General features: G+C 60.2%; 20 protein-coding genes. 12 read left to right on the top strand and 8 right to left on the bottom strand.

Annotated elements, in window-relative coordinates:
• Complete coding sequence (tauA, locus tag PH558_RS08430) at window positions 1-1,014, bottom strand: taurine ABC transporter substrate-binding protein (RefSeq protein ID WP_285203418.1); 1,014 nt, start codon at window positions 1,012-1,014, stop codon at window positions 1-3.
• Window positions 1,015-1,284: 270 nt separating this feature from the next.
• Entirely contained in the window at window positions 1,285-1,638 is a 354-nt protein-coding gene (locus PH558_RS08435) for a hypothetical protein (RefSeq protein WP_285203419.1), read from the bottom strand.
• A 141-nt stretch (window positions 1,639-1,779) separates the two neighbouring features.
• Here PH558_RS08435 and PH558_RS08440 point away from each other — a divergent pair, with 141 nt between their 5' ends.
• Genes PH558_RS08440 through PH558_RS08450 form a run of 3 tightly spaced genes read left to right on the top strand, consistent with a single transcriptional unit; the run spans window position 1,780 to window position 5,232 of the window.
• The gene (locus PH558_RS08440; protein WP_285203428.1) at window positions 1,780-2,430 is read left to right on the top strand and encodes a UdgX family uracil-DNA binding protein; all 651 of its coding nucleotides are present in this window, start codon (window positions 1,780-1,782) and stop codon (window positions 2,428-2,430) included.
• A gap of 43 nt (window positions 2,431-2,473) precedes the next feature.
• Window positions 2,474-3,616 (top strand): HlyD family secretion protein, encoded by a 1,143-nt coding sequence (locus PH558_RS08445; protein WP_285203440.1) that lies wholly within the window; start codon window positions 2,474-2,476, stop codon window positions 3,614-3,616.
• Between the two features lie 5 nt (window positions 3,617-3,621).
• Entirely contained in the window at window positions 3,622-5,232 is a 1,611-nt protein-coding gene (locus PH558_RS08450) for a DHA2 family efflux MFS transporter permease subunit (protein WP_285203443.1), read from the top strand.
• Between the two features lie 43 nt (window positions 5,233-5,275).
• Here PH558_RS08450 and PH558_RS08455 read toward each other — a convergent pair whose 3' ends face one another.
• Window positions 5,276-5,485, bottom strand: coding sequence for a hypothetical protein (locus PH558_RS08455; protein ID WP_244575393.1), 210 nt, complete (start codon window positions 5,483-5,485; stop codon window positions 5,276-5,278).
• A 366-nt stretch (window positions 5,486-5,851) separates the two neighbouring features.
• Between PH558_RS08455 and PH558_RS08460 the strand changes: the two genes are divergently transcribed.
• The 8 genes from PH558_RS08460 (at window position 5,852) to PH558_RS08495 (ending at window position 14,918) form a co-directional block, all read left to right on the top strand.
• Window positions 5,852-6,844 (top strand): LLM class flavin-dependent oxidoreductase, encoded by a 993-nt coding sequence (locus PH558_RS08460; RefSeq protein ID WP_095436596.1) that lies wholly within the window; start codon window positions 5,852-5,854, stop codon window positions 6,842-6,844.
• Between the two features lie 24 nt (window positions 6,845-6,868).
• The gene (locus PH558_RS08465) at window positions 6,869-8,218 is read left to right on the top strand and encodes an LLM class flavin-dependent oxidoreductase (RefSeq protein WP_285203455.1); all 1,350 of its coding nucleotides are present in this window, start codon (window positions 6,869-6,871) and stop codon (window positions 8,216-8,218) included.
• 15 nt (window positions 8,219-8,233) lie between these two features.
• Window positions 8,234-9,433 (top strand): M20 aminoacylase family protein, encoded by a 1,200-nt coding sequence (locus PH558_RS08470; protein ID WP_285203460.1) that lies wholly within the window; start codon window positions 8,234-8,236, stop codon window positions 9,431-9,433.
• Window positions 9,434-9,441: 8 nt separating this feature from the next.
• Window positions 9,442-9,990: a GNAT family N-acetyltransferase gene (locus PH558_RS08475; protein ID WP_095437626.1), complete on the top strand. Its 549-nt coding sequence runs from the start codon at window positions 9,442-9,444 to the stop codon at window positions 9,988-9,990.
• A gap of 40 nt (window positions 9,991-10,030) precedes the next feature.
• Window positions 10,031-11,812, top strand: a complete 1,782-nt coding sequence (locus tag PH558_RS08480) for an amino acid ABC transporter permease/ATP-binding protein (RefSeq protein ID WP_285203465.1) — start codon at window positions 10,031-10,033, stop codon at window positions 11,810-11,812.
• A gap of 92 nt (window positions 11,813-11,904) precedes the next feature.
• A complete protein-coding gene (locus tag PH558_RS08485) occupies window positions 11,905-12,849 on the top strand; it encodes an ABC transporter substrate-binding protein (protein ID WP_285203466.1) in 945 nt (314 codons plus the stop codon).
• 77 nt (window positions 12,850-12,926) lie between these two features.
• Entirely contained in the window at window positions 12,927-13,865 is a 939-nt protein-coding gene (locus PH558_RS08490; RefSeq protein ID WP_285203470.1) for an ABC transporter substrate-binding protein, read from the top strand.
• A 12-nt stretch (window positions 13,866-13,877) separates the two neighbouring features.
• Window positions 13,878-14,918, top strand: a complete 1,041-nt coding sequence (locus tag PH558_RS08495; RefSeq protein ID WP_285203473.1) for an LLM class flavin-dependent oxidoreductase — start codon at window positions 13,878-13,880, stop codon at window positions 14,916-14,918.
• A gap of 90 nt (window positions 14,919-15,008) precedes the next feature.
• Here the strand turns inward: PH558_RS08495 and PH558_RS08500 are convergent, their stop codons facing one another.
• Together PH558_RS08500 and PH558_RS08505 are read right to left on the bottom strand one after the other, a co-directional pair.
• Window positions 15,009-15,434, bottom strand: a complete 426-nt coding sequence (locus PH558_RS08500) for a hypothetical protein (protein ID WP_095436590.1) — start codon at window positions 15,432-15,434, stop codon at window positions 15,009-15,011.
• 10 nt (window positions 15,435-15,444) lie between these two features.
• The gene (locus PH558_RS08505; protein WP_285203477.1) at window positions 15,445-16,635 is read right to left on the bottom strand and encodes an FAD-dependent oxidoreductase; all 1,191 of its coding nucleotides are present in this window, start codon (window positions 16,633-16,635) and stop codon (window positions 15,445-15,447) included.
• Window positions 16,636-16,753: 118 nt separating this feature from the next.
• On the opposite strand from PH558_RS08505, the gene PH558_RS08510 reads away from it, so the two are divergent.
• Complete coding sequence (locus PH558_RS08510) at window positions 16,754-17,548, top strand: AraC family transcriptional regulator (protein WP_285203480.1); 795 nt, start codon at window positions 16,754-16,756, stop codon at window positions 17,546-17,548.
• Window positions 17,549-17,603: 55 nt separating this feature from the next.
• On the opposite strand, the gene PH558_RS08515 is transcribed toward PH558_RS08510, so the two are convergent.
• The 3 genes from PH558_RS08515 to PH558_RS08525 all read right to left on the bottom strand — a co-directional run bounded on the left by PH558_RS08515 (window position 17,604) and on the right by PH558_RS08525 (window position 21,753).
• Window positions 17,604-19,949, bottom strand: a complete 2,346-nt coding sequence (locus tag PH558_RS08515) for a heavy metal translocating P-type ATPase (protein WP_285203482.1) — start codon at window positions 19,947-19,949, stop codon at window positions 17,604-17,606.
• A 179-nt stretch (window positions 19,950-20,128) separates the two neighbouring features.
• Window positions 20,129-21,109, bottom strand: a complete 981-nt coding sequence (locus tag PH558_RS08520) for a zinc-binding dehydrogenase (RefSeq protein WP_285203484.1) — start codon at window positions 21,107-21,109, stop codon at window positions 20,129-20,131.
• A 41-nt stretch (window positions 21,110-21,150) separates the two neighbouring features.
• Window positions 21,151-21,753 (bottom strand): TetR/AcrR family transcriptional regulator, encoded by a 603-nt coding sequence (locus tag PH558_RS08525; protein ID WP_285203494.1) that lies wholly within the window; start codon window positions 21,751-21,753, stop codon window positions 21,151-21,153.
• Between the last annotated feature and the right edge of the window lie 32 nt (window positions 21,754-21,785).

Consider the following 21,785-nt stretch of genomic DNA (forward strand, 5'->3'; position numbering starts at 1 on the left):
TCAGTTGCTTGCGCTGACGAGCGCGTCGGCGGTGACGAATGCGCCGTATTTCGGTAGAACCTCGGAGACTTTCCCCTGGCTCTTCAGGAAGGCTGCCGTGTCCTTGAGGATTTTTGCCGCGCCGGACTGATCGCCGCCACCAAGCCAGGCGGTCGATGCCTGCACCTCGGGCGTCAGCAGAGTGAGGTTCTTGAGCGCGGCCGCCTGCTGGTCTGCCGTGCCGCCCAGAAGCTTGGCGAGCGCCTTGGCGTTGTCGCTGTCAGGCCCCCAGGCGGCCTTGTCGGCGGCAAAGGAGGCGTAGTATTTGTTGATCACCGAGGCATAGACCTTCAGGAATTGCGGATTGTCTGCTGCGAATTTCGAGGTTGCGACCCAGGCGGAAAATGTCGGAGCGCCCTTGTCGGCGACATCTTTGGAGGTGACCAGGACTTTGCCGTTCTTCTTCAACTCAGTGAGTGCCGGGTCCCAGACGAAGCCGCCGTCGATATCCCCGCGATTATAGCTTGCGACGATTTCCGGCTGCGGAACGGCAAAGACCTGCACGTCCTTTTCGCTCAGGCCAAGGGACTTGATGAGAGCGAGCAGCTGATAGTGGTCGGTGGAAACGGGGGCTGCCGCGAGCTTCTTGCCCTTCAGATCGGCAAGCGTGTTGATGCCGGAGCCATTGCGTACCACCAGAGCTTCATCGACGCCGGAGATGGACGAGAGGTAGAATGCCTTCACCTCCAGCCCGCGCGAGGCGGCAGCGGCAAACGGGCTTGAGCCGACATAGCCGATCTGGACGTCGCCGGATGCGATGGCGGCGAAGATCTCCGCTCCGGAATTGAATTTGCGGAAGTCGATCTCATAGCCGGTCTCCTTCGCGAAATCGCCGTTGGCGATCGCGACCGAGGAGGGCAGGGCATCGGTCTGATAGGCGACGACGACCTTCTTGTTGGCAGCGGCCGCGCCGGCGGCTATGGAAATGCTGGCGAGACCTAAGACGGCCGCAGCGATCAGTGTGTTGAATTTCATGACTAGTCCCCTTGGCCGGATCAGATTTTCCAGCGGTTCCCTGAATGCAATGCGTAGAACCTAGCGAAATCGGGGGCAGGATCGATAGAAATAGCAAACTATTTTTATAGATTATTATAGGAATTGTTTGTCTGAATTCACGAAGATGACAGGGCTAGCGCCTTTTCGGTGGAGCGAAGCCGACATAAGTAGCGACGCTCAGGAACGCGTCAAAATCCTGAACTCTGCTCGAGATCGGTCATTCCCATAGCAAAGCGAAAGCCTGCCGGCCTAACTGGTGCTTTCGCGCTCGTTGAGATCGATCTGGCCTCTTTCCGCCAGAATCGGCAGGGCGATATTATGCTGCGCCTCGTTCATTTCCTGCACCGTGACGAGCGTTCCTCCTCGTTCGAGGGCGGCTGCATAGGCGGCACGCTGCTCCTCGTGAAAGAAGATGCCCGTCAATGCATCCAGAAAGCCCATGTGATCGGTCGGTGAGGTATCGGGCCGGTTGCCAGGTGTCATGGTGATTGCGTCCTTCGGGATACCGGCATCCATCAACGCCTGGACTGCAGCTTCCGCGTCATATTCGTCGTCGAAGAATGCGGTCAATGCAAAGGAGTCGGTTTTACTTTCGCTGTTCATGGCGGGTTCTCCGTTCTCGTGGTCTCACTGTCTTAACGAGCACCTGGGAAGGGTGTTCCCTTGTGATGAGCATCCCGCATGGAACAAACAGAAGGACGATTAGTTGATCGTCATAGAATCTGGAACCATAGCGAGCCCCCAATGCTCGATAGATTTCCTTCGGCCGGCGCAGGCCCATCGCTCACTTATGAGCATGCGAATGCAGAGACACTTGATAATCTGCATGAAGATGCTCGATCCTGCACACGCTGCGATCTCTATCGCAACGCCACTCATCTGGTGTTCGGCGAAGGGCCGGCCCGGGCCGACATCGTGCTGGTCGGCGAACAGCCGGGCGACAAGGAGGATGTGGCCGGCCGGCCTTTTGTCGGACCGGCGGGCCGGCTCCTTGATGAATGCCTTGAAGAAGCCGGCGTGGATCGAGACCGCTGCTATGTCACCAACGCCGTGAAGCATTTCAAATATCAGATGCGTGGCAAGAAGCGATTGCATGCCAGGCCCAATGCCGGCGAGGTGCAGCGCTGCGCCTGGTGGCTGGGAGCAGAGCTCGAATTGCTAAAGCCGAAACTTGTCGTCGCGCTTGGGGCGACGGCCGTATCCTCGCTGCTCGGCTCGAAAGTCAGGGTCATGCGCGACCGCGGCCAGATTCTGCATCCGTCGCGAAAACTCGATGTCCTAGTGACCATTCATCCTTCGGCGCTCCTCCGGATCAGGGAAGCGGACGAGAGGGAAAAAAACCGGCTCACCTTCATTCGGGATCTCAAAAAGATCCGAAGTTTTCTGCGGCACTGACAATCCTCTCCAGACGCAACTGCAGAACAGCAAAGGTCATGTCATGGCTGACAATCAACCCAATATTGCGGAAACCAAGCCGGATCGGCTGAAACAGCAGCCTGTTGATGACGCCGGTCGCCAAAATGATGCAACGGCTGAAAAGCGCCCATCCTTCATTCGCCGTCATCCTCTTTCCATTCTGCTCGGCATTGTCGTTTTGCTCGCACTGATCGTAGCCGCATGGTTCGTCTGGAAGATCTATTTCTATCCCTACGAGTCGACGGATGATGCCTTTGTCGATGCGCGCAGCTTTTCGGTTGCTGCCAAGGTATCCGGCTATGTTGCCGAGGTTCCGGTGACCGATAACCAGTCCGTCAAAGCGGGCGATGTCATCTTGAGGATCGATCCGCGTGACTATCAGATCGCGCTCGATCAGGCGAACGGGCAGGTAGAGGTGGCAAAGGCCTCGGTCGACAGCGCCGGCGCGCAGATCGAGGCGGCGAGCGCCGCCGTCGACGTCGCCAGGGCGCAACAGAATTCCGCCACCGCCGCGCTGCAGTTTGCGCAGCAGGAATCCAATCGCCAGCAGCAACTGGTCAAGACCGGCTCCGGCAGCGTGCAGGCCGTGCAACAGGCTACGGCAACCCTGCAGCAGGATCAGGCAAGTCTTGCCCAGATGCAGGCAAATATTACCTCGGCGCTGAAGAACAAAGCCGTTGCCGAAGCGCAGAAATCCAGTGCGCTCGCAAGCCTCAAGCAGGCGCAGGCACAGGCCGAAGAAGCGCAGCAGAACCTTAATTACACGACGATCACGGCGGCTCAGCCGGGGCGCATCGTACGCCTTACCGGCGCCAAGGGGCAGTATGTGGAGGCAGGGCAGGCGATCTCGACATTCGTTCCCGACGAGGTCTGGATCACGGCGAACTTCAAGGAGACGCAGCTCACAGACATGCGGCCGGGTCAGCCGGTGGACATCACGATCGATGCCTATCCCAACCACACGCTCCACGGAAAGGTAGCATCGGTTCAGCCGGGCTCTGGTACTGCCTTTTCGCTGTTGCCAGCAGAAAACGCGACCGGCAATTACGTCAAGGTCACGCAGCGCGTGCCGGTCAAGATCATCGTCGACAGATGGCCCGCTGATGTTGCAATCGGTCCCGGCATGTCCGTGGTGCCGACAGTGACGGTACGCCCGAGGAGCTGAGCGAGATGAGCGATGCAGGCGCAGCGGCGGGTGGAAGAGGAGCGTCACCCGCGCAAGTCACGAATCCCTGGCTAATCGCCATGGTGGTGTCGCTGGCAACCTTCATGGAAGTGCTGGACACTACGATTGCCAACGTGGCGCTGCGCTACATTTCAGGCGGCCTCGCCGTCAGCTCCGACGAAGCCTCCTGGGTGGTCACGACCTATCTCGTTTCCAATGCCATCGTGCTGGTTGCCAGCAGCTATTTCGCCGAACGGTTCGGACGCCGTCGGTTCTATCTCCTGTGCCTGGTGACATTCACGATCGCTTCCGTTCTGTGCGGTCTGTCGTGGAATCTCCAGGTGCTGTTGATTTTCCGCGTCATACAGGGTTTTGCCGGCGGCGGCATGGTGCCGACCTCGCAGGCGATCCTTGCCGATGCTTTTCCGCCGGCAAAACGTGGTCAGGCTTTTGCACTCTTCGGTGTCGCCGTGGTCGTCGCGCCGGTCATCGGACCGACCTTGGGCGGTTATCTCTCCGATAACCTTTCCTGGCACTGGTGCTTCCTCATCAATGGGCCTGTCGGCATATTCGCCTTCGTGCTCGTCTATGTGCTGTTGAAGGAAACCCCGAAGACGAGGAGCATGCGCGAGGAATTCCGCCGGAAGGGCGTGCGTTTCGATCTCATCGGCTTTCTGCTGGTGGCGACCTTTCTCGGCTCGCTGGAACTCATCCTGGATCGGGGACAGACCGATGACTGGTTCGGCTCCGACTTCATCATCGTCATGGTCGCCATATGCGTTCTCGCCTTCCTGGCTGCCATACCGTGGGTTCTGACGAAGGCGAATCCGATCATCGATGGGTGGCTACTCGGCACCCGGCAATTCGGCTCCTGTTTCATCGTGATGATGGCAACCGGCGCAATCCTGATCGCGACGACGCAGTTCATCCCAGAGGTCGTGCAGCAGAACTACGGATATACAGCGACCTGGGCAGGCCTGGCGCTCTCACCGGGCGGGATCGTGACCATGGTCATGATGTTTGTTGCCGGTCGCGTGAATTCCTTGGTTCAGCCGAAATATCTGATCGCCATCGGTGCGGCGATCATTGCGATGTCCATGTGGCAGCTGACGCGGCTCTATCCTGGTCTGAACTTCAGCTTCTTCGTCTGGTCTCGTCTCTATATCGGGCTTGGCCTGCCGCTGATCTTCATCCCCATCACTTCCGCCTCCTACTATGGTTTGAGGCCCGAGCAGACCAATCAGGCGTCGGCCATGATCAATGCCGCGCGCAACATCGGCGGCTCCATCGGCGTCTGTATCGCGTCAAATGTCCTGGCGCATCGGGAGCAGTGGCACCAGAGCCGCCTGGTGGAACATGTCACGCCATCGTCGCCGGCCTATCAGGAGACGCTGCGAACCATGACGCGCTATTTTGCCGAGAAAGGTGCGACCATAGCGGATGCCCAGGCGCAGGCGGCGGCCTGGATAGGACAGCAGGTGCAGACCCAGGCGAGCTTCCTCGCCTATATCGATGTATTTCATGTGCTGATGCTGATCGTGCTCTGCGCCATTCCGCTTGCGCTGATCCTGAGCAATGTCGATCTCAAGGAGGGTGGCGGCGGCGGCATGCATTGAGCACCGCAACGATCGACCTCCCTGCAGGTGGACGGTTGGCTGACTAGGTCATTCGCCGCAGCAGCGCGATGAGGGCGTCGGTATTGTCATGGGTCTCAAGCGAGAGCAAATGCTTGTCCGCGAGCTCGGCAATCGCCAAGGCAACTTCACGCTCCGACCATCCCGCCAGGGTCGCGGCATTCAGCAACTCTCGAAAAGCGGCTTGCAGCGCGTCCTGGCAGCGAATGTCCCGGTCGGGATCATCATCGGTCACGAATGGTCGTGCGATATCGGGCATAGATGAAAGGTGAACTGATTTGCGGGTTTTGGCAATCTATTGCGTCCATCGCTGTCGATTGCGCCGTCTTTCCGTCGTGAGAGGCATCACAGCCGGTCGAAATGATCGGTAACGGCCTGTGACGCTATGCTCTTCCTTGAACAGGCTTAGTCCCAACAGGCGCTCGATCCTGTCACTGGAACCTGCAGCGGCATCCATCGATGCCGCCTTTGGTCGCTGCTGATTTTTTCCGCATCCGGCGAAAGAAAAAGAAAGCTGTTTCTTAAATAACTTAAAATCTATGTTTTTTATAGACTATGGCGCTTCATGGTCGGCATTGGGCGCAAACATGGATGAAACGGCATGACTTATCTCCTCAGCCTTCTTGACAAGAGCCCGATCGAACAGGGGCTCAACGCCACCGATGCGCTCGGCGCCACGGCTCGCTTGGCCATCCGGGCCGAGGAGCTCGGCTATCATCGCTTCTGGGTCGCCGAGCATCACAATATGGCGAACCTCGCAAGTTCGGCTCCGGAAGTCCTGATCGCTCATCTTCTTGCGCGGACTTCAAGGATCCGCATCGGTTCCGGCGGCGTCATGCTGCAGCATTACAGCGCCTACAAGGTTGCGGAGGTTTTCAACCTCCTGGCCTCACTGGCGCCGGGGCGTGTAGATCTCGGTGTCGGCAAGGCGCCGGGCGGATTTCCGCTTTCGACCCGCGCATTGCAGCGCGCTTTCGATCCTGAGAAGAAGCCGGATTTTGCCGAACAGCTCTCTGATATCAACACCTATTTCGCGGCCGATCCTCATTCCGATGGCGCGCTGGCGACACCATTTCCGCCGCGCGCGCCCGAGCGCTTCCTTCTCGGCGCCAGCGTCGAAAGCGCGAAGCTTGCCGCGGAGAAGGGTTGGAGGCTGGTGTTTGCCGGCCATCTGAACGGTGATCCGGAAAATCTGCGCAATACGTTTGAAGCTTACGCCAGCGCGACGGATGGCAAGGTGCCGATCCTAGCGCTTGCCGCCTTTGCTGCGGAAAGCGAGGCCCATGCCCGCGAGCGCGTCGGGCAGCTGCGCATCGTCAAGCTCTTCCTGCCTAACGGCCAGAGCGTCAATGTCGGCACCCAGGAGCAGGCGGCGGAATTCGCGCGTCAGGCGGGCTTCTCGGAGTTCCGGACCGAAGAGAAGGTGCCGAGCGTACTGCATGGCACGGCGGCGCAGATCCGCGGCGAACTCGACGCGTTTCATCGCCGTTATGGTGTCGAGGAATTCGTGCTCGACACGCCGGCGCTGACCGCGGCCGAACGGCTGAACTCCATAGAATTGCTCGCCAAAGAACGCCTTTCCCTCGTTGCCTGAACGGCCTGTCCCAGGAGGATCATCATGGTTCAAAAACACGTTACCTTCGGTATCATGCTGCAAGGCCCGGGTGGCCACATGAATGCCTGGAAGCATCCAAGCGTTCCGGCCGATGCCAGCACCAATCTGAACTTCTTCGTCAAGACGGCCCGCAAGGCCGAAGAGGCCGGTATCGCCTTCGCTTTCGTCGCGGACGGGCTCTATATCAACGAGCAATCTATCCCGCATTTCCTCAACCGCTTCGAGCCGCTGACCATTCTGTCCGCGCTTGCCGCCTTTACAACGAAGCTCGGCCTCGTGGGCACGGTCTCGACCTCTTATAGCGATCCCTTCACCATTGCCCGGCAATTCGCCTCGCTCGATCTCATCAGCGGCGGCCGCGCCGGCTGGAACGCCGTGACGTCTCCGCTCGAAGGCTCGGGCCGAAACTATAGCCGCGAGCATCCCGAGCATGAATTGCGCTACGAGATCGCCGACGAGTATCTCGACGCCATCAAGGGTCTGTGGGACTCCTGGGATGACGATGCCTTCGTGCGCGACCGCGAGACCGGCGTCTACGCCGACAAAACCAAGCTGCATCGCCTGAACCACAAGGGCCGGTTCTTCCGCATCGAAGGCCCCCTCAATATCGGCCGCTCCAAGCAGGGGCAGCCGGTGGTATTCCAGGCGGGCGCCTCCGACTCCGGCATCCGACTTGCCGGCAAGCACGCCGATGCCGTCTTCACTAATGGCGGACCGCTGGAAGACGCAAAGACCTTCTACAAGCAGGTGAAGCAGAGCGCGATCGCGCATGGCCGCAGTGCGGCCGATGTGGGCATCTTTCCCGGCATAGGGCCGATCGTCGGCGCAACGCAGGAGGAGGCGGAGGCCAAGTACCAGGCGATCCGCAACCTCGTCACCATCGAAGAGGCACTGGCCTATCTCGGCCGCTTCTTCGATCATCATGATTTCAGCGCCTATCCCCTGGACGAGCCTTTCCCCGATCTCGGCGATATCGGCCGCAACAATTTCCGCGCCACGACCGACCGCATCAAGAAGACCGCGCGGGAGAAGGGGCTTACCTTGCGCGAAGTGGCGCTCGATGCTGCCACGCCGCGAACCTCCTTCATCGGCACCGCCGGGCACATCGCCAATGAGATCATCCGCTGGGTGGACGAAGAGGGCGCCGACGGCTTCATCCTCGGCTTCCCCGTCATCGGTGAAGGCTTCGACGATTTCTCCAGGCATGTCCTGCCGATTCTGACCGAGCGCGGCTATTTCGACCCCGCTTTGAAAGGCGAGACGCTCCGCGATCATCTCGGGCTTCCATATCGCGAAAGCCGTTATGCGGCAGAGGATTCAAACATCGCGCCCGCAAAGGCCGTAGGCGCCTGAGCCGGGACGATCACCATGAACGCCATCATCAAGACCGCTTCGATTGCCGATCCGATCGAGACAGGCATTGCCGCCTTTCTCGATGAGATCGTCGCGCTCAGGCACGACCTGCATCAATATCCCGAACTCGCTTTTCAGGAGCATCGCACCGCCAAGAAAGTGGCCTCGCTGCTTGCTGATTGGGGCTATGAAGTCGCGACCGGCATAGCCGGGACAGGCGTGGTCGCGACTCTGAGACGAGGCAATGGCAACCGCAGTATCGGCATCCGCGCCGACATGGATGCCTTGCCGATCGAGGAAGCGACCGGACTTGATTATGAGAGCGCCAATCCAGGCGTCATGCACGCCTGCGGCCACGACGGACATACTTCGATCCTGCTCGCTGCTGCTCGTTACCTCGCAGAAAGCGGCAATTTCAGCGGCACGCTGCGGCTGATATTCCAGCCGGCCGAGGAGATTGGAGCCGGCGCGCGTAAGATGTTGTCCGAAGGGCTTTTTGATCGGTTTCCGGTCGATGCGGTCTTCGGGCTGCACAATTGGCCCGGCGTGCCGTCGGGGCAGTTCGGTTTCGTAGCCGGCCCGGCGATGGCCTCCGTCGATAAGGCGGTCATCACGATCGTCGGAAAGGGGGGGCATGGCGCAGAGCCGCATCGTGCAGTCGATCCGGTGCTGGCTTCAGCCTCGTTCATCACGGCCCTGCAAAGCGTCGTCTCGCGCAATATCGATCCTCAAGAAATGGCGGTCGCGACGGTCGGTTCCATTCATGCCGGTTCGGCTTCGAACGTCATCCCGGAAAGCGTGGAGATGAAGCTGACCATGCGCGCCTACAATGAGACCGTCCGGGCCAGATTGCAGGAGCGGATTCCCGCACTCGCGCGTGCGCAGGCGGAAAGCTTCGGCGCTGCGGCCGAAGTCGATTACCGTCTCGGTTTTCCCGCACTCGTCAATCATGCCGAAGAGACAGAATTCGCCAGGAATGTCGCCTTGCAGGCGCTTGGAAGTGCGGCCGTCGAGGCGGATTTCCGGCCGCGGACGGCGAGCGAAGACTTTGCCTTCCTGCTGCAGGCCAAGCCCGGGAGCTACCTCTTCGTCGGCAATGGCGATAGCGCGCCGCTGCACAGCGCCCGCTACGATTTCAACGACGCGATCATCGCGCCGGCAGCCCGCTATTGGGTGCGGCTCGCCGAAGCTTTCCTCGCGAATGATAACGGGTGACGAACGACATGAGCGACACGTTTCTTTATACGACCACGCTGGACCCGCGCGCCAAGCCGCTGATCGACGAACTGATCCATGAATATGACAGCCGCTACGGCAACTATTTCAACGCTGAAGGGGCGGCTGCCGAACTCAACCGCTATCCGCCGGAGGCCTTCGCGCCACCGCATGGCAATTTCCTGCTCCTTCTCCGAAACGGGGAGACGATCGGCGGCGGCGCTTTCAAGCACTATGACGACCAAACCGCCGAATTCAAACGGATTTGGACGCGGCATGATCTCCGTCGTCAGGGATTGGCGCGTAGGCTGCTGGTCGAACTGGAGGCCCAGGCGGCGCGGCAGGGCTATCGCCGCATCTACCTGACGACAGGCTTTCGCCAACCCGAGGCGGTCGGTCTTTACCTCAACAACGGCTATACAGCCCTGTTCGATACCTCCGTCGATCCGGAAATCTACAAGAGCCTCCCTTTCGAGAAGGATATCAGCCATTTGGCTCTGGCCTATATCGCCGAAACCTCGGGCTCGCAGCAGCGCTTGGCAGCCGCCGGCCGGTAATGCGTAGCGGATCAACGACAATCAAAAAGGGGTAAGGATCATGGCGCTAACGACGGATTTTGTGGGTGTCGATCGAGGCACTGGGGCCGCCGAGACGAAGACAGATTACTCGCGTTATCGCATCGTGCCGGCGAGGCATCCTGGGCGAACCGCCGGCACGATCTTTGCCGCACTCGTCATAGCGGTCGTCCTCTATTCCACCTTCACCAATCCGCGCTGGGGCTGGGGTGTCTTCGCCGAGTGGTTCTTTGCGGAGCCGGTGCTGCTTGGTCTTGGCAGGACGTTGCTTCTGACAGCACTTGCGGCGGTGTCGGGTTCTATCCTCGGAACGGCCTTGGCGCTGGCGCGCGTCTCGAAGTCGCCGCTGCTGGCAAGCCTCTCCTGGGGTTACATCTGGCTCCTGCGTTCCATCCCGATGATCGTGCTGCTGCTGGTTCTCAACAATCTCGGCTATCTCTATGAAACTATTAGCATCGGAGTCCCGTTCAGCGACAAGGTCCTGCTCGATTATCCGACCACGCAGCTTCTGACGCCGTTTGCCGCGGCCTTTCTCGGCCTGACGCTGAACCAGTCGGCCTTCTTTGCCGAAATCGTGCGCGGCGGCATTCTGTCGGTCGATCAGGGTCAGCTGGAAGCGGCCGCATCCCTTGGCCTGTCTCGCCGCCGCCAGGCGTTCCGAATCGTTCTGCCGCAGGCGATGCGCTCGATCCTTCCCACGGGTTTCAACGAGATCATCGGCCTCGCCAAGAGCACCTCCATGGTCTACGTGCTCGCCCTGCCGGAACTCTTCTACACGGTGCAGGTCATCTACCGCCGCAATCTGGAAGTCATTCCGCTGCTGATGGTAGCAACGGTCTGGTATCTCGTCATCATGACGGTGCTGTCGATCGCCCAGCACTATATCGAGCGCTATTTCTCCAAGGGTGCGGTGCGCAATCCGACACCTTTGCCGTTTCAGGCATTCTTCCGGCGCTTCCATCGGCCGCTGCCTGCCGCGGCAGGCACCAGATCGGACACCGAGGCACTCGCCGCTTTTCGGAGCGTGACGGATCTTCGTGCCAAGGGTGGTGCCGTGCGCATCCATGGCATTTCGAAGAGCTTCGGCGCGCTGAAGGTCCTAGACGATGTCGAGCTCAACCTGGCGGCCGGCAGCGTGACGGCCATTATCGGCCCGTCAGGCTCGGGAAAATCGACGCTGCTGCGCGCCATCAATCATCTCGAGCGCGTCGATAGCGGCTTCATTTCCGTCGATGGCGAGCTGGTCGGCTATACGCAAAAGGGCGAGGTGCTCTACGAGCTCAAGGAAAAGGACATTCTGAAGCGCCGCACCGACATCGGCATGGTCTTTCAGAACTTTAACTTGTTTCCACATCTTACTGTTTTAGAAAACATTATTGAGGCTCCGATCCAGGTGCGCGGAATGAGCCGCGACGAAGCGACCGCCTTTGCGCAAGAGCTTCTCGCTCGCGTGGGTCTTAGCGACAAGATCGATGCCTATCCCCGTCAGCTTTCCGGTGGCCAGCAGCAGCGTGTCGCCATCGCCCGTGCCCTGGCACTGCGGCCGAAGGTACTTCTCTTCGACGAGCCGACTTCTGCACTCGATCCAGAACTCGTCGGCGAAGTGCTCGATGTCATCAAGGAGCTTGCGCGTACCGGCACCACGCTCGTCATCGTCACCCACGAGATCGGCTTTGCGCGCGAGGTCGCCGATAGCATCGTCTTTATGGAGGGCGGCCATATTATCGAAGCCGGCTCACCAACTCAGATCCTCAACGACGCGAGACATCCGCGTACGCGCGCTTTCCTCGCCAAGGTTCTCTAGCAGTCGCAGGCGAGCATTCAACGCTCTGACGCGGCAGGCGTCCGGATCATCATAGCAACATAAACAACTTATAATTGAAAAGGAGAAGGGAAATGACGTTCATTGAGAGAGCAAAATATATCATTGCCGGCGTCCTGACGGCGGCAGCGATGAGTGGGACACCGACGATTGCGGCCGAAAAGTTCAACCTGAGCCCGGATACATCCAATCGTATCCGTGCCGAGAAGGACGAGGCGGCAATCAAGGCGATCGCGCCGAACTTCAAATTCGTCAATCCTGGCAAATTCACGGTCGCGATCAACCCTTGGGACCCGCCGATCGCCACCTACGCGACCGATGCCAAGACGGTCGTCGGCACTGATCCCGATATCGCGCAATTGCTTGCCGACTCCCTCGGCTTGCAGCTCGATCTGGTGCCGGTTGCCTGGGAGGACTGGCCGCTTGGCGTCTCCTCTGGGAAATATGATGCTGTCATTTCCAACGTGACGGTCACGGAAGAGCGCAAGCTGAAATTCGATTTCTCAACCTATCGCAGGGACGTGCTCGGCTTTTACGTGAAGGCCGACAGCAAGATCACCTCGATCAAGGAGCCCAAGGATGTTGCCGGTCTGAAGGTCATTACCGGCGCCGGTACCAACCAGGAAAAGATTATCCTCGAATGGGACCGGCAGAATGTGGCAGCCGGCCTGAAACCTATCGAGGTTCAATATTACGACGACCGCGCCGCCGCAGACCTTGCCTTGCAGTCCGGTCGTGCCGATGTCGAGTTCAATCCGAATGCGACACAGGCCTATAAGGCCGCCATCAACGGCACGAGGAAGCTTGTCGGCACCGTCTCCGGCGGTTGGCCGCTGACGGCTGAAATTGCCGTGACGACGAAAAAGGGCGCCGGCCTTGCCGATGCTGTCACCCTCGCACTCAACGATCTGATCAAGAACGGCAAGTATGGCGAAGTGTTGAAGCGCTGGAGCCTGACTGCCGAAGCGGTCGATCAATCCAAGACCAACCCTGCGGGCCTGCCGAAGAGCGGTTCGTAATGTTGGTCGGGCGGGCCGGTGTCAGTGGGGCTCACGTCGGTCCGCTCCCATCCATCTCAAATGGAGAGACAGGTTCCGTGACTATCCGCACTATTTTCAGAACTGCGTTTGTTGCCGCAGTGGCGCTTACTTTGACCGGTCTCGCGCCGGCAATGGCAGCCGAAGATTTCGATTTGAGCCCGCAACAGCCGGGGCGTCTTCACGCGGCGAAAAACGAAGCGGCGATTGCCGCCATCCCGAAGGATTTCAAGTTCGTCACACCAGGCACATTCACCGTGGCAGTCGCGCCGGGCGGTCCGCCGCTTGCAACCTACGCGACGGACGCCAAGACGGTGGTCGGCGCCGATCCAGATTACGCCTATGCGGTTGCCGATGCGCTCGGCCTGAAGCTCGAGCTTATCCCAGTCGCTTGGATCGACTGGCCGCTGGGGCTGACTTCGGGCAAATATGATGCCGTCATCTCCAATGTCGGCGTCACCGAGCAGCGCAAGGAGAAGTTCGATATGTCCACTTATCGGCAAGGCCTGCACGGCTTCTTTGTCAAGAACGACAGCAAGATCACGTCGATCAAGGAACCGAAGGATGCGGCCGGTCTTCGCATCATCGTCGGTGCTGGCACCAATCAGGAGCGCATCCTGCTGAAATGGAGCGATGAGGATGTTAAAGCTGGCTTGAAGCCGATAGAACTCCAATATTACGACGACGATGCAGCGAGCCTTCTAGCTCTGCGGTCCGACCGCGCCGATGTCATCGTGCAGCCGCATGCCCAGCTTGTCTACATCGCTGCTCGCGACAAGGACATCAAGCGCGTGGGCACGCTGAGCGCTGGTTGGCCGGATCGCTCGGATGTCGCGATCACCACGCGCAAGGGCAGCGGTCTCGCGGCGGCGCTCACCATCGCAACGAATGGGCTGATCAAGGATGGCACCTACGCCAAGATCCTCGACCATTGGCATCTTGCCAAAGAAGCCTTGCCGAAGTCGGAAACCAATCCGCCGGGCCTGCCGAAATTTTGAGGAGACAGCCGCATGAGCCGCCAAGCCCCATCGATCAGCCATATCGGCTTTCTGACGCCGGGAAACTATCCGGATGAGGATCCACTCGCCGGTCTGGAACAAACTCTGCAGTTGCTCGAATACGGAGAGCAGAGGGGTTTCAACAGTGCCTGGGTTCGCCAGCGGCACTTGGAGCCCGGCATTTCATCGGCGAGCGCCTTCCTCGCTGCGGCAACGCAGCGCACGCGCCACATCGAGCTCGGCACCGCCGTCATACCCATCGGTTACGAAAGCCCGTATCGGCTTGCCGAGGATCTGGCGACCGTGGATGTGCTGTCGCGTGGACGGTTGAACATCGGTTTGAGCGCTGGCCGGCCGCTGCATGCAGATCTGATCGGGCCGCTTGCTTTCGATGGCGATTGGGAGAGCCACGATTTCTCCCATCAGCGGGTGTTGCGCTTTGCCGACAATCTGAGGGGTACCTATCTCGGCAATCAAGATACGGTCATCAAGACGCCGTTCGGCCCGCAGCGTCCGCGGCTTCAGCCCTATGCGAAGGGCCTGATCGATCGCATCTGGTATGGCGGCGGTTCGCTGCGCTCGGCCGAATGGGCCGGCCGCAACGGCTTCAACCTGCTGATCGGCAATGTCACCACGGGCGAGCAGACCGACGATTTCTTCGTTGCGCAATCGCGTCAGCTGGAAACCTATCGCGCCTCTGGCGGCGATACGAGGCGGGTGGCGCTCGGCCGGGTCATCGTGCCCTTCGACAGCGCGGATGCGATTACCCGCAAACGCTACACAGACTACGCCGCCGGCCGCTATGAGCGCACGCTTTCACCCCAGGGCGAACGACGTACGGTTTTCGCCCGCGATATCGTCGGCTCTTCGGATGAAATTCTTGAACGCCTGCGCAAAGATCCGATCTTGCCTCATGTCAGCGAATTCCGGCTGGAGCTGCCTTATGAGTTCCACGATGAGGAATATCGGCAGATCATCCATGACTTCGTGACGCTGGTCGCTCCGGAGCTTGGCTGGAAGGAAACCACGCTTCTGCGCCGATCCGCATCCTGACCTCTGTAACCAATCCTGTCCCCGAGCGGGTCGGCGGGCTGCCCTAGTCGTTTCTGCTTGCCCCAAAAGGTGTCATACGTCCGGGAGTGCTTAGCCAAGGAGAGAACTTGCCGAGTTCTCTCCTTTGAGAATCCGTTCCGCGAGTTGTAGCGCCTCCTGCTGGGATGCGACGATTTCCATTCTTATGCCGAATGCCTTGGTTGCAAGGCTCATCTGCAGCTGCATGGCGGCACGCTTGATCGCGCTTGCCTCGATGCCGATGACTGCCTCGCAAACCGTTGCAAGCGCCGTCTTGTTTTTCTTCAGCCATATGCCGCGGGCCTTGCGATCCTCGTGCTCTTCGGCGTGCTCATCGCCTTCCATGATGACGACGAAGGGCATTGAGAGGGCGAGCAGAGCGTCCATCTCATGTTCCCATTGTTTAGAATAGCCCGGATGCACAGAGGCAGCGGAATGGCGCACGATCGGCCATAGGGAAACGTCGTGAAAGATGAAGGTGGCGGCATCGATAGGCATGATGTTATCCTCAGGCGATCTTATCGGTCATGGCAGCGAACAGCATCGCCGCGCCGCGTTCCGACATGTCGATGGCGCAAGTCGCCCGCTCGCGCATGTCGGCTTCGTAATCCAGCAGGGCCGTGCAGGTGGTCTTTGTCTCCTTGCCGGCTTCGGCCAGGATCTGCGCCAGCATACGGGCATCTTCGAGCGCAGTATTGGCGCCCAGTCCCCCGGCAGGGCTCATCGCATGGATGGCATCGCCCAAAAGCGTCACCGGACCGAACGGCCAAAGGGCGTCGGGGCGCCCGGTTCTGACAGAGAGTGCGGCGACGGCGGTTGATCTGCTCCGGCTGATGATCTGCTTCAGCTCGGGATGCCAGCCGCGCATGGCGGTTCTGAGCAAGACGGGCAGGTCTTGGGTATGGTCATATGTTTCCAGTCCCAACCTTTGGCGGGGGCCGATCAGCGCCCAATAGAGATAATCGGTTACCGGCGTCAGCTTGCAATCGGGCGCGAGACTGGCGGCGAGGTTCGGGAAATGGTTGCCGAACCGCATGAGATCGAAGATTGCCGTGCACCCGTCAGCAAAGATCACCGTCGTTCCGTCTCCAAGCAAATCGGCGACATGGTTCAACGGCATTTCGCTCTTGCCATAGACACATATGGAGCCCATATCCGTCGGCTCGGAATAGGGTGCCAACTGTCGTCGCACCTGCGAGTTCACGCCATCGGCGCCGACGAGCAGGCTGCAGGAAGCCGAGGCAGCGCTTTCGAACTGCACCTCGACACGCCCGTCATCCATGTAGCGATAGCGTGTGAACGCATGGCCGAAATGAACGTGATCCTCGATCCCCGACAACAGAATTTCGCGAAGAGTGAGGCGATTGACACTCAGATCGCCGTCGTCGTCATTCTCGCTCGTATCCCAGCTCGCCGGCGTGCGGCCCGTAACGGGCAGAAGCTGAGGGGTCAGGAAGCACGCGGATCGAGGGCTCGTCGAGGCGGTCGCTCGAAAGAGGTCAAACAGAGCGGTTGGCAGGCATGATTCCAGCGCTTGCTGCCCGTTTGCGTCGATACGGATGCGATAACCTTGCAGGCGACTATCGGCGGCCGGATCGCGCTCATACACGTCAAAACGGATGCCGGCGCGCTTCAACCCCTGTGCAAGGCACAAGCCACCGAGGCCCGCGCCGATGATGACGACGTGAAAGTCCTGCATGGGTCTTCTAATCCATTCACTGGTCGATTTCGATCTTGCAAGGGAAAGATAGCCTAAGGCTGCCGGAGCATGATAACGACATTCGGTCTTTAAATGTTGCAAAACGGCCAAATGAGATATGGACATCGAAGATATTGGCGACCGCCTCGACGGCCCGCCGCTCATCGCCTTCTGGGGATCGGATGAACCGGGCAGCGCTTTCCGTCTCGGCACTCAAGAGTATGATTGGCACGCTCATGGCCGCGGGCAGCTTTTCTGCATCGAAAGCGGGCTCGTCCGTGTCGATACGCCAGACGGCTCCTGGCTCTTGCCGCCGCAACGGGCGGGCTGGATTCCGCCCGGTGTCATGCACAAAGCGGGGATCAATGGTGTGCTGAGCGGCTGGGGGATATTGCTTACACCGGCCGCCAGCGCCGGATTGCCGGCGACACCCTGCGTTCTGAGCGTGAGCGAGGTCTTGCGGGCATTAGTGCGCCGCGCGACGACATGGCACTGGGAGGAAAAGCTCTCACCGCAGCAGCGTCGTCTGGCAGCCGTTTTGCTGGACGAGGTTCGGGCCGCGCCGCGCGAAAGCCTGCATTTGCCTATGCCTGCGGATCGACGTGCTTTACGTATCGCGGAAGCCGTACTGCAAGAACCAGCCAGCGAGGAGACCCTTCATGCTCTGGCGCTGCGAGCGGGGGTATCCGAACGATCGGCCCGGCGGCTCTTCAATGCCGAAACGGGCATGTCCTTCGCCCATTGGCGGCAGCAGGCGCGCTTGCTGCTTGCGCTTGAATATCTGAGTGCGGGGAAGCCGATCGCTGAGGTGGCGGATAGCCTGGGATATGCCAGCGCCAGCAGCTTCATCGCCATGTTCAGAAAGGCATTCGGCCTATCACCGCGTCGCTATCTCTCCGTTCGGAAGGCTTGATAGCTTGGCGGCAACGAAAAAGGCGCTGACCTATGGTTCGGCGCCTCCGGATAGTTTAAGCCACGACCTGGCGAGGTCGAAGCGCGAGCAAGCGAAGCGCATTCATGGTCACCAGCACGGTTGCGCCGGTATCGGCGAGGATCGCCGGCCAAAGTCCGGTGATGCCGACGATCGTGGTGACCAGGAACACGCCCTTGAGGCCGAGGGCAATGGTGATGTTTTGGCCGATATTTCTCATGGTCCGCTTGGAAAGATCGATCATCTCGATGACATCTCCGACGCGGCCGTGCAGCACGGCGGCATCCGCCGTTTCCAGCGCAACGTCGGTGCCTCCACCCATGGCAATCCCGACATCGGCGGCTGCGAGTGCCGGCGCATCGTTGATGCCGTCACCGACCTTGGCGACATGAAAGCCTTGCCGCTTCAACTCGCCGACGATCCGTTGCTTGTCTTCGGGTAGCAATTGAGCGCGAACCTCTATGCCGAGCGTCCTGCCGATAGCCTGCGCCGTGCGCTGATTGTCGCCCGTCAACATGATCGTCTTGATGCCGGCGTCGGCAAGTGCCTTGAGACCGGCTGCCGTATCGGCGCGCGGTTCGTCGCGCATGGCGAGCAGGCCGGCGGCACTGCCCTTGGCAATGACAACGGAGACGGTTTTCCCTTCGTCGTTGAGCGCGGCGATCCGGGCCGATTGCTCCGAGGTCAATGATACGCGGTCGGCGACTGCCTGCGGCGATCCGAGGAACACGTCCACACCATCGACCGTGCCGCTAACGCCCTTGCCGCCGATCGCCTTCGCATCCATGACGTGAGGGATATCCGTTCCGGCTTCGGCCGCGCGGTCGAGGATGGCACGGGCGAGCGGATGGCTCGATCCGGTTTCGAGCGCGGCTGCCAGCCGTAGCACGTCCGTTTCATTCATGCTTAGACCGACGATATCGGTGACCTTGGGCTTGCCTTCGGTCAGGGTGCCGGTCTTGTCGAAAGCGACGGCGGTGACCTTGCCGATGTTTTCGAGCACGGCACCGCCCTTCAGCAACAGGCCGCGGCGGGCACCTGAAGACAGTGATGCCGCGATTGCCGCCGGCGTCGAGATGACCAGGGCGCAGGGGCAACCGATCAGCAGGATCGCCAGGCCCTTATAGACCCACTCGCTCCAGCTACCGCCCAGGAACAGAGGCGGGATGACGGCGACGAGCGCACCGACAACGACGACCCCAGGCGTGTAATAGCGCGAGAAGCGATCGATGAAACGCTCGGTCGGAGCCTTCGATTCCTGCGCTTCCTCGACCAGCTTGACGACGCGGGCGATGGTATTGTCGGATGCTGCCGCCGTTACGCGGACGCGCAGGGCGGCATCGCCATTGACCGTGCCGGCAAAGACGGCTGCATCCACGCCCTTGCGCACCGGCGTGCTTTCGCCTGTCACCGGCGCCTCGTCGATGGCGCTTTCGCCGGAAAGGATCACGCCGTCGGCCGGAACGCGGTCGCCCGGACGAACCAGGATGATGGCGCCGAGAGCAAGGCTCTCGGCCTGCACTTCACGGGTCTTGCCATTCTCTTCAAGGAGAGCGGTCTTGGGTACCAGATCCGTCAGGGACTGAATGCTCGCGCGCGCCTTGCCGGCCGCGACGCCTTCCAGCAACTCGCCGATCAGGAAGAGGAAGACGACGGCAGCAGCTTCCTCACTGGCGCCGATGATTACGGCGCCAACGGCCGCGATCGTCATCAGCATTTCGATCGAGAACGGCGTTCCCATTCTTGCGGCCATAAAGGCGCGTCTTGCGATCGGCACCAAGCCGACGAGCATGGCCGCAGTGAATATCCACATATCCCATGCCGGTATCAGCTTGCCGACACCCCAGGCGACAGTAAGCGCTACACCACTGGCGATCGTCAGGCGGCCTTTGGCGGATTTCCACCACGGCCCGGTGGTCGGTCCGTGATCGTGACCGTGAAGGCCGACAACCGAGCCATCGCGCTCTTCAGAGGCGTGGTTGTGACCGGCATGATCATGTTGATGCCCGGCGCCATGATCGTGGTCGCCGTGATCATGCTCATGCTCGTGGCCTGCATGGTCATGGTCGTGGCCATTGGACTTATGCGTGTGATGATCGTGTCCACACCCGCAAGCATGGCCGCTCTCTTCGATCTTTGACACGGCGGCATTGCTCTGCGGCAGCGGGAAAACTTTGTAGCCCAGTCCCGTGACCCGCTTCGCAATGTTGGGCGGCAAGTCCGGATCGCTCTGGTGCTTGATCGTCATGGTGCCTGCGGTGACCGATACGGAAACATCCTCGACACCCTGCAGCCGGCGAACAGCTGTATCGATTTTCGCAGCGCATGAAGCGCAATCCATGCCCTCTACGCGATAGCGGCTGTGTTGTGTTGTCGACGTCATGTTTCGGTTCCAGATTTTCTACTGGAACCATTGCTACATCCTCTAGTAACTAGAGGGACAAGAGCAATTCTATGAATTTTTAAGATGATTATTCGCGCTGCCGGCAATCGATCTAGCCGCGCACCATGAAGCCGCCTCAGCTCCCTGCGGCGGCTGCTTACGACATGGCGCAGGGAGACCTATAGTAGTTTCAGGAGGACCTTGCCGGTCTTGCCGGGCGCGAGCGAGGATTTCACAGCCTCCGCGATCTCCGCGATGTCATAGGCTGCTTCCACCGGCAGCTTGACCTCGCCGGAGGCGACGCGCGTAATCAATTCGCTGATCAGCCGCCGCCGCTCTTCCGCCGGCATGGCGGCGCTGACCTTGATGCCCCAGAAGCCCTTGATCGTGAGCTGTTTGAAGATCACTGCCCTTGAGGCGATCTGCATCGGCTTGCCGGCCGCAGTGCCGAAGGAAACCAGCAGGCCGTTTTCGCCCAGCAGGTCGGCCAGATCATTGCTCGCTACACCACCGACGGAATCGACTGCTGCACGGATCGGCGCATCGCCTACCATGGCGCGCACTGTCGCCTTCCAATCTGGCGCGGCGGTCGAGACGGCATTGCCGATGCCGAATGCAGATAGCTCATCGATACCGCCGTCGCGCCGAACGAGATTGATCATGTGTATGCCGCGGCTGTGTGCCAGCATGGCAAGGGTCTTGCCGACAGCGCCATTCGCTGCGTTCTGGATGATCCAGTCGCCGCGCTCGACATTGAGGGATTCCAGAAGCGAAATGGCGCTGAACGGCATGGCGATCAGCTGCGCTGCGGCTTCGTCGGAGATCACGTCCGGCACCGGAACGAGGCTTGCTGCCGGTGCCGTGAATTGCTCTGCCCAGGTGCCATGGACGCCGGCTGCAACGACCCGTTTGCCGATCAGTGCCTTGTCGACACCTGCTCCCACGGCATCGACGAAGCCGACCGCTTCGCTGCCGCCGATGGCAGGCAAAACCGGCTTGTAGCCATAGGCGCCGCGCACGGTCCAAAGGTCGTGATTGTGGATGGGGGAGAGAATGGTGCGAATGCGCACGTCTCCTGCGGCGGGCTCCGGCATGGGCATGTCGGCCAGATAAAGGACCGCAGCCGGATCGCCGAAGACATCGTGGATGGCACTGCGCATTGTATTTTCCTTGTGTGTTGACATGCTGGTCTTGCTTTGGATCAAAGGCCGCCGGGTGCCGAAAGGGCTTGCTCGGTGGCAAGCATGGCCTGGTCGAGCGGCGTCTTGTCTTTTCCAAGCTTCGCCAGGATTGCTGCCCCGAGCCACAGGCTATAGAGCGAACGAGCCGTTTTTTCCGGGATGCAGGATGGCGGGATCGAACCGTCCTCGCGTCCCTCGGTGATTGTTTTGGTAATCCGGCGAATGAGGTCCTCGACGCCGCCGAGCAGGATCACGCGCATATTGTCGGAGAGATCGGAGATCTCGGCGGCAAGCTTTACGACCAGGCACCGGTCGGCGAGGCTGGCTGTATTGCCATCGGAAAGCCAGGCATCCCAATAGTGCATCAAGCGCTGGCGGCCATTGCCTTTCCAGCCGAAAAGCGCGTCGAGCCTCTCTGCATAGTCGGAGCAATATTGCTTCAGCAGGGCGCAGCCGAAGGCCTCCTTGGATGCGAAATAGTAATAGAACGAGCCTTTCGGCACGGCGCTCTGCTCGAGCAGCTCCTTCAGACCTACGCCTCCAAAACCCTTGCGCAGCACCAGTTCCCGCCCGATTGCGAGAATATGGCTGCGAGTCAGTTCCGATTTCTTCTTCGTCATCATGAGCGGTCCGTAACAAATAATCGACCGGTCGT

It is taken from the genome of Rhizobium pantanalense, from assembly GCF_030182525.1.
In the GTDB taxonomy this organism is placed as follows: Bacteria; Pseudomonadota; Alphaproteobacteria; order Rhizobiales; family Rhizobiaceae; genus Rhizobium.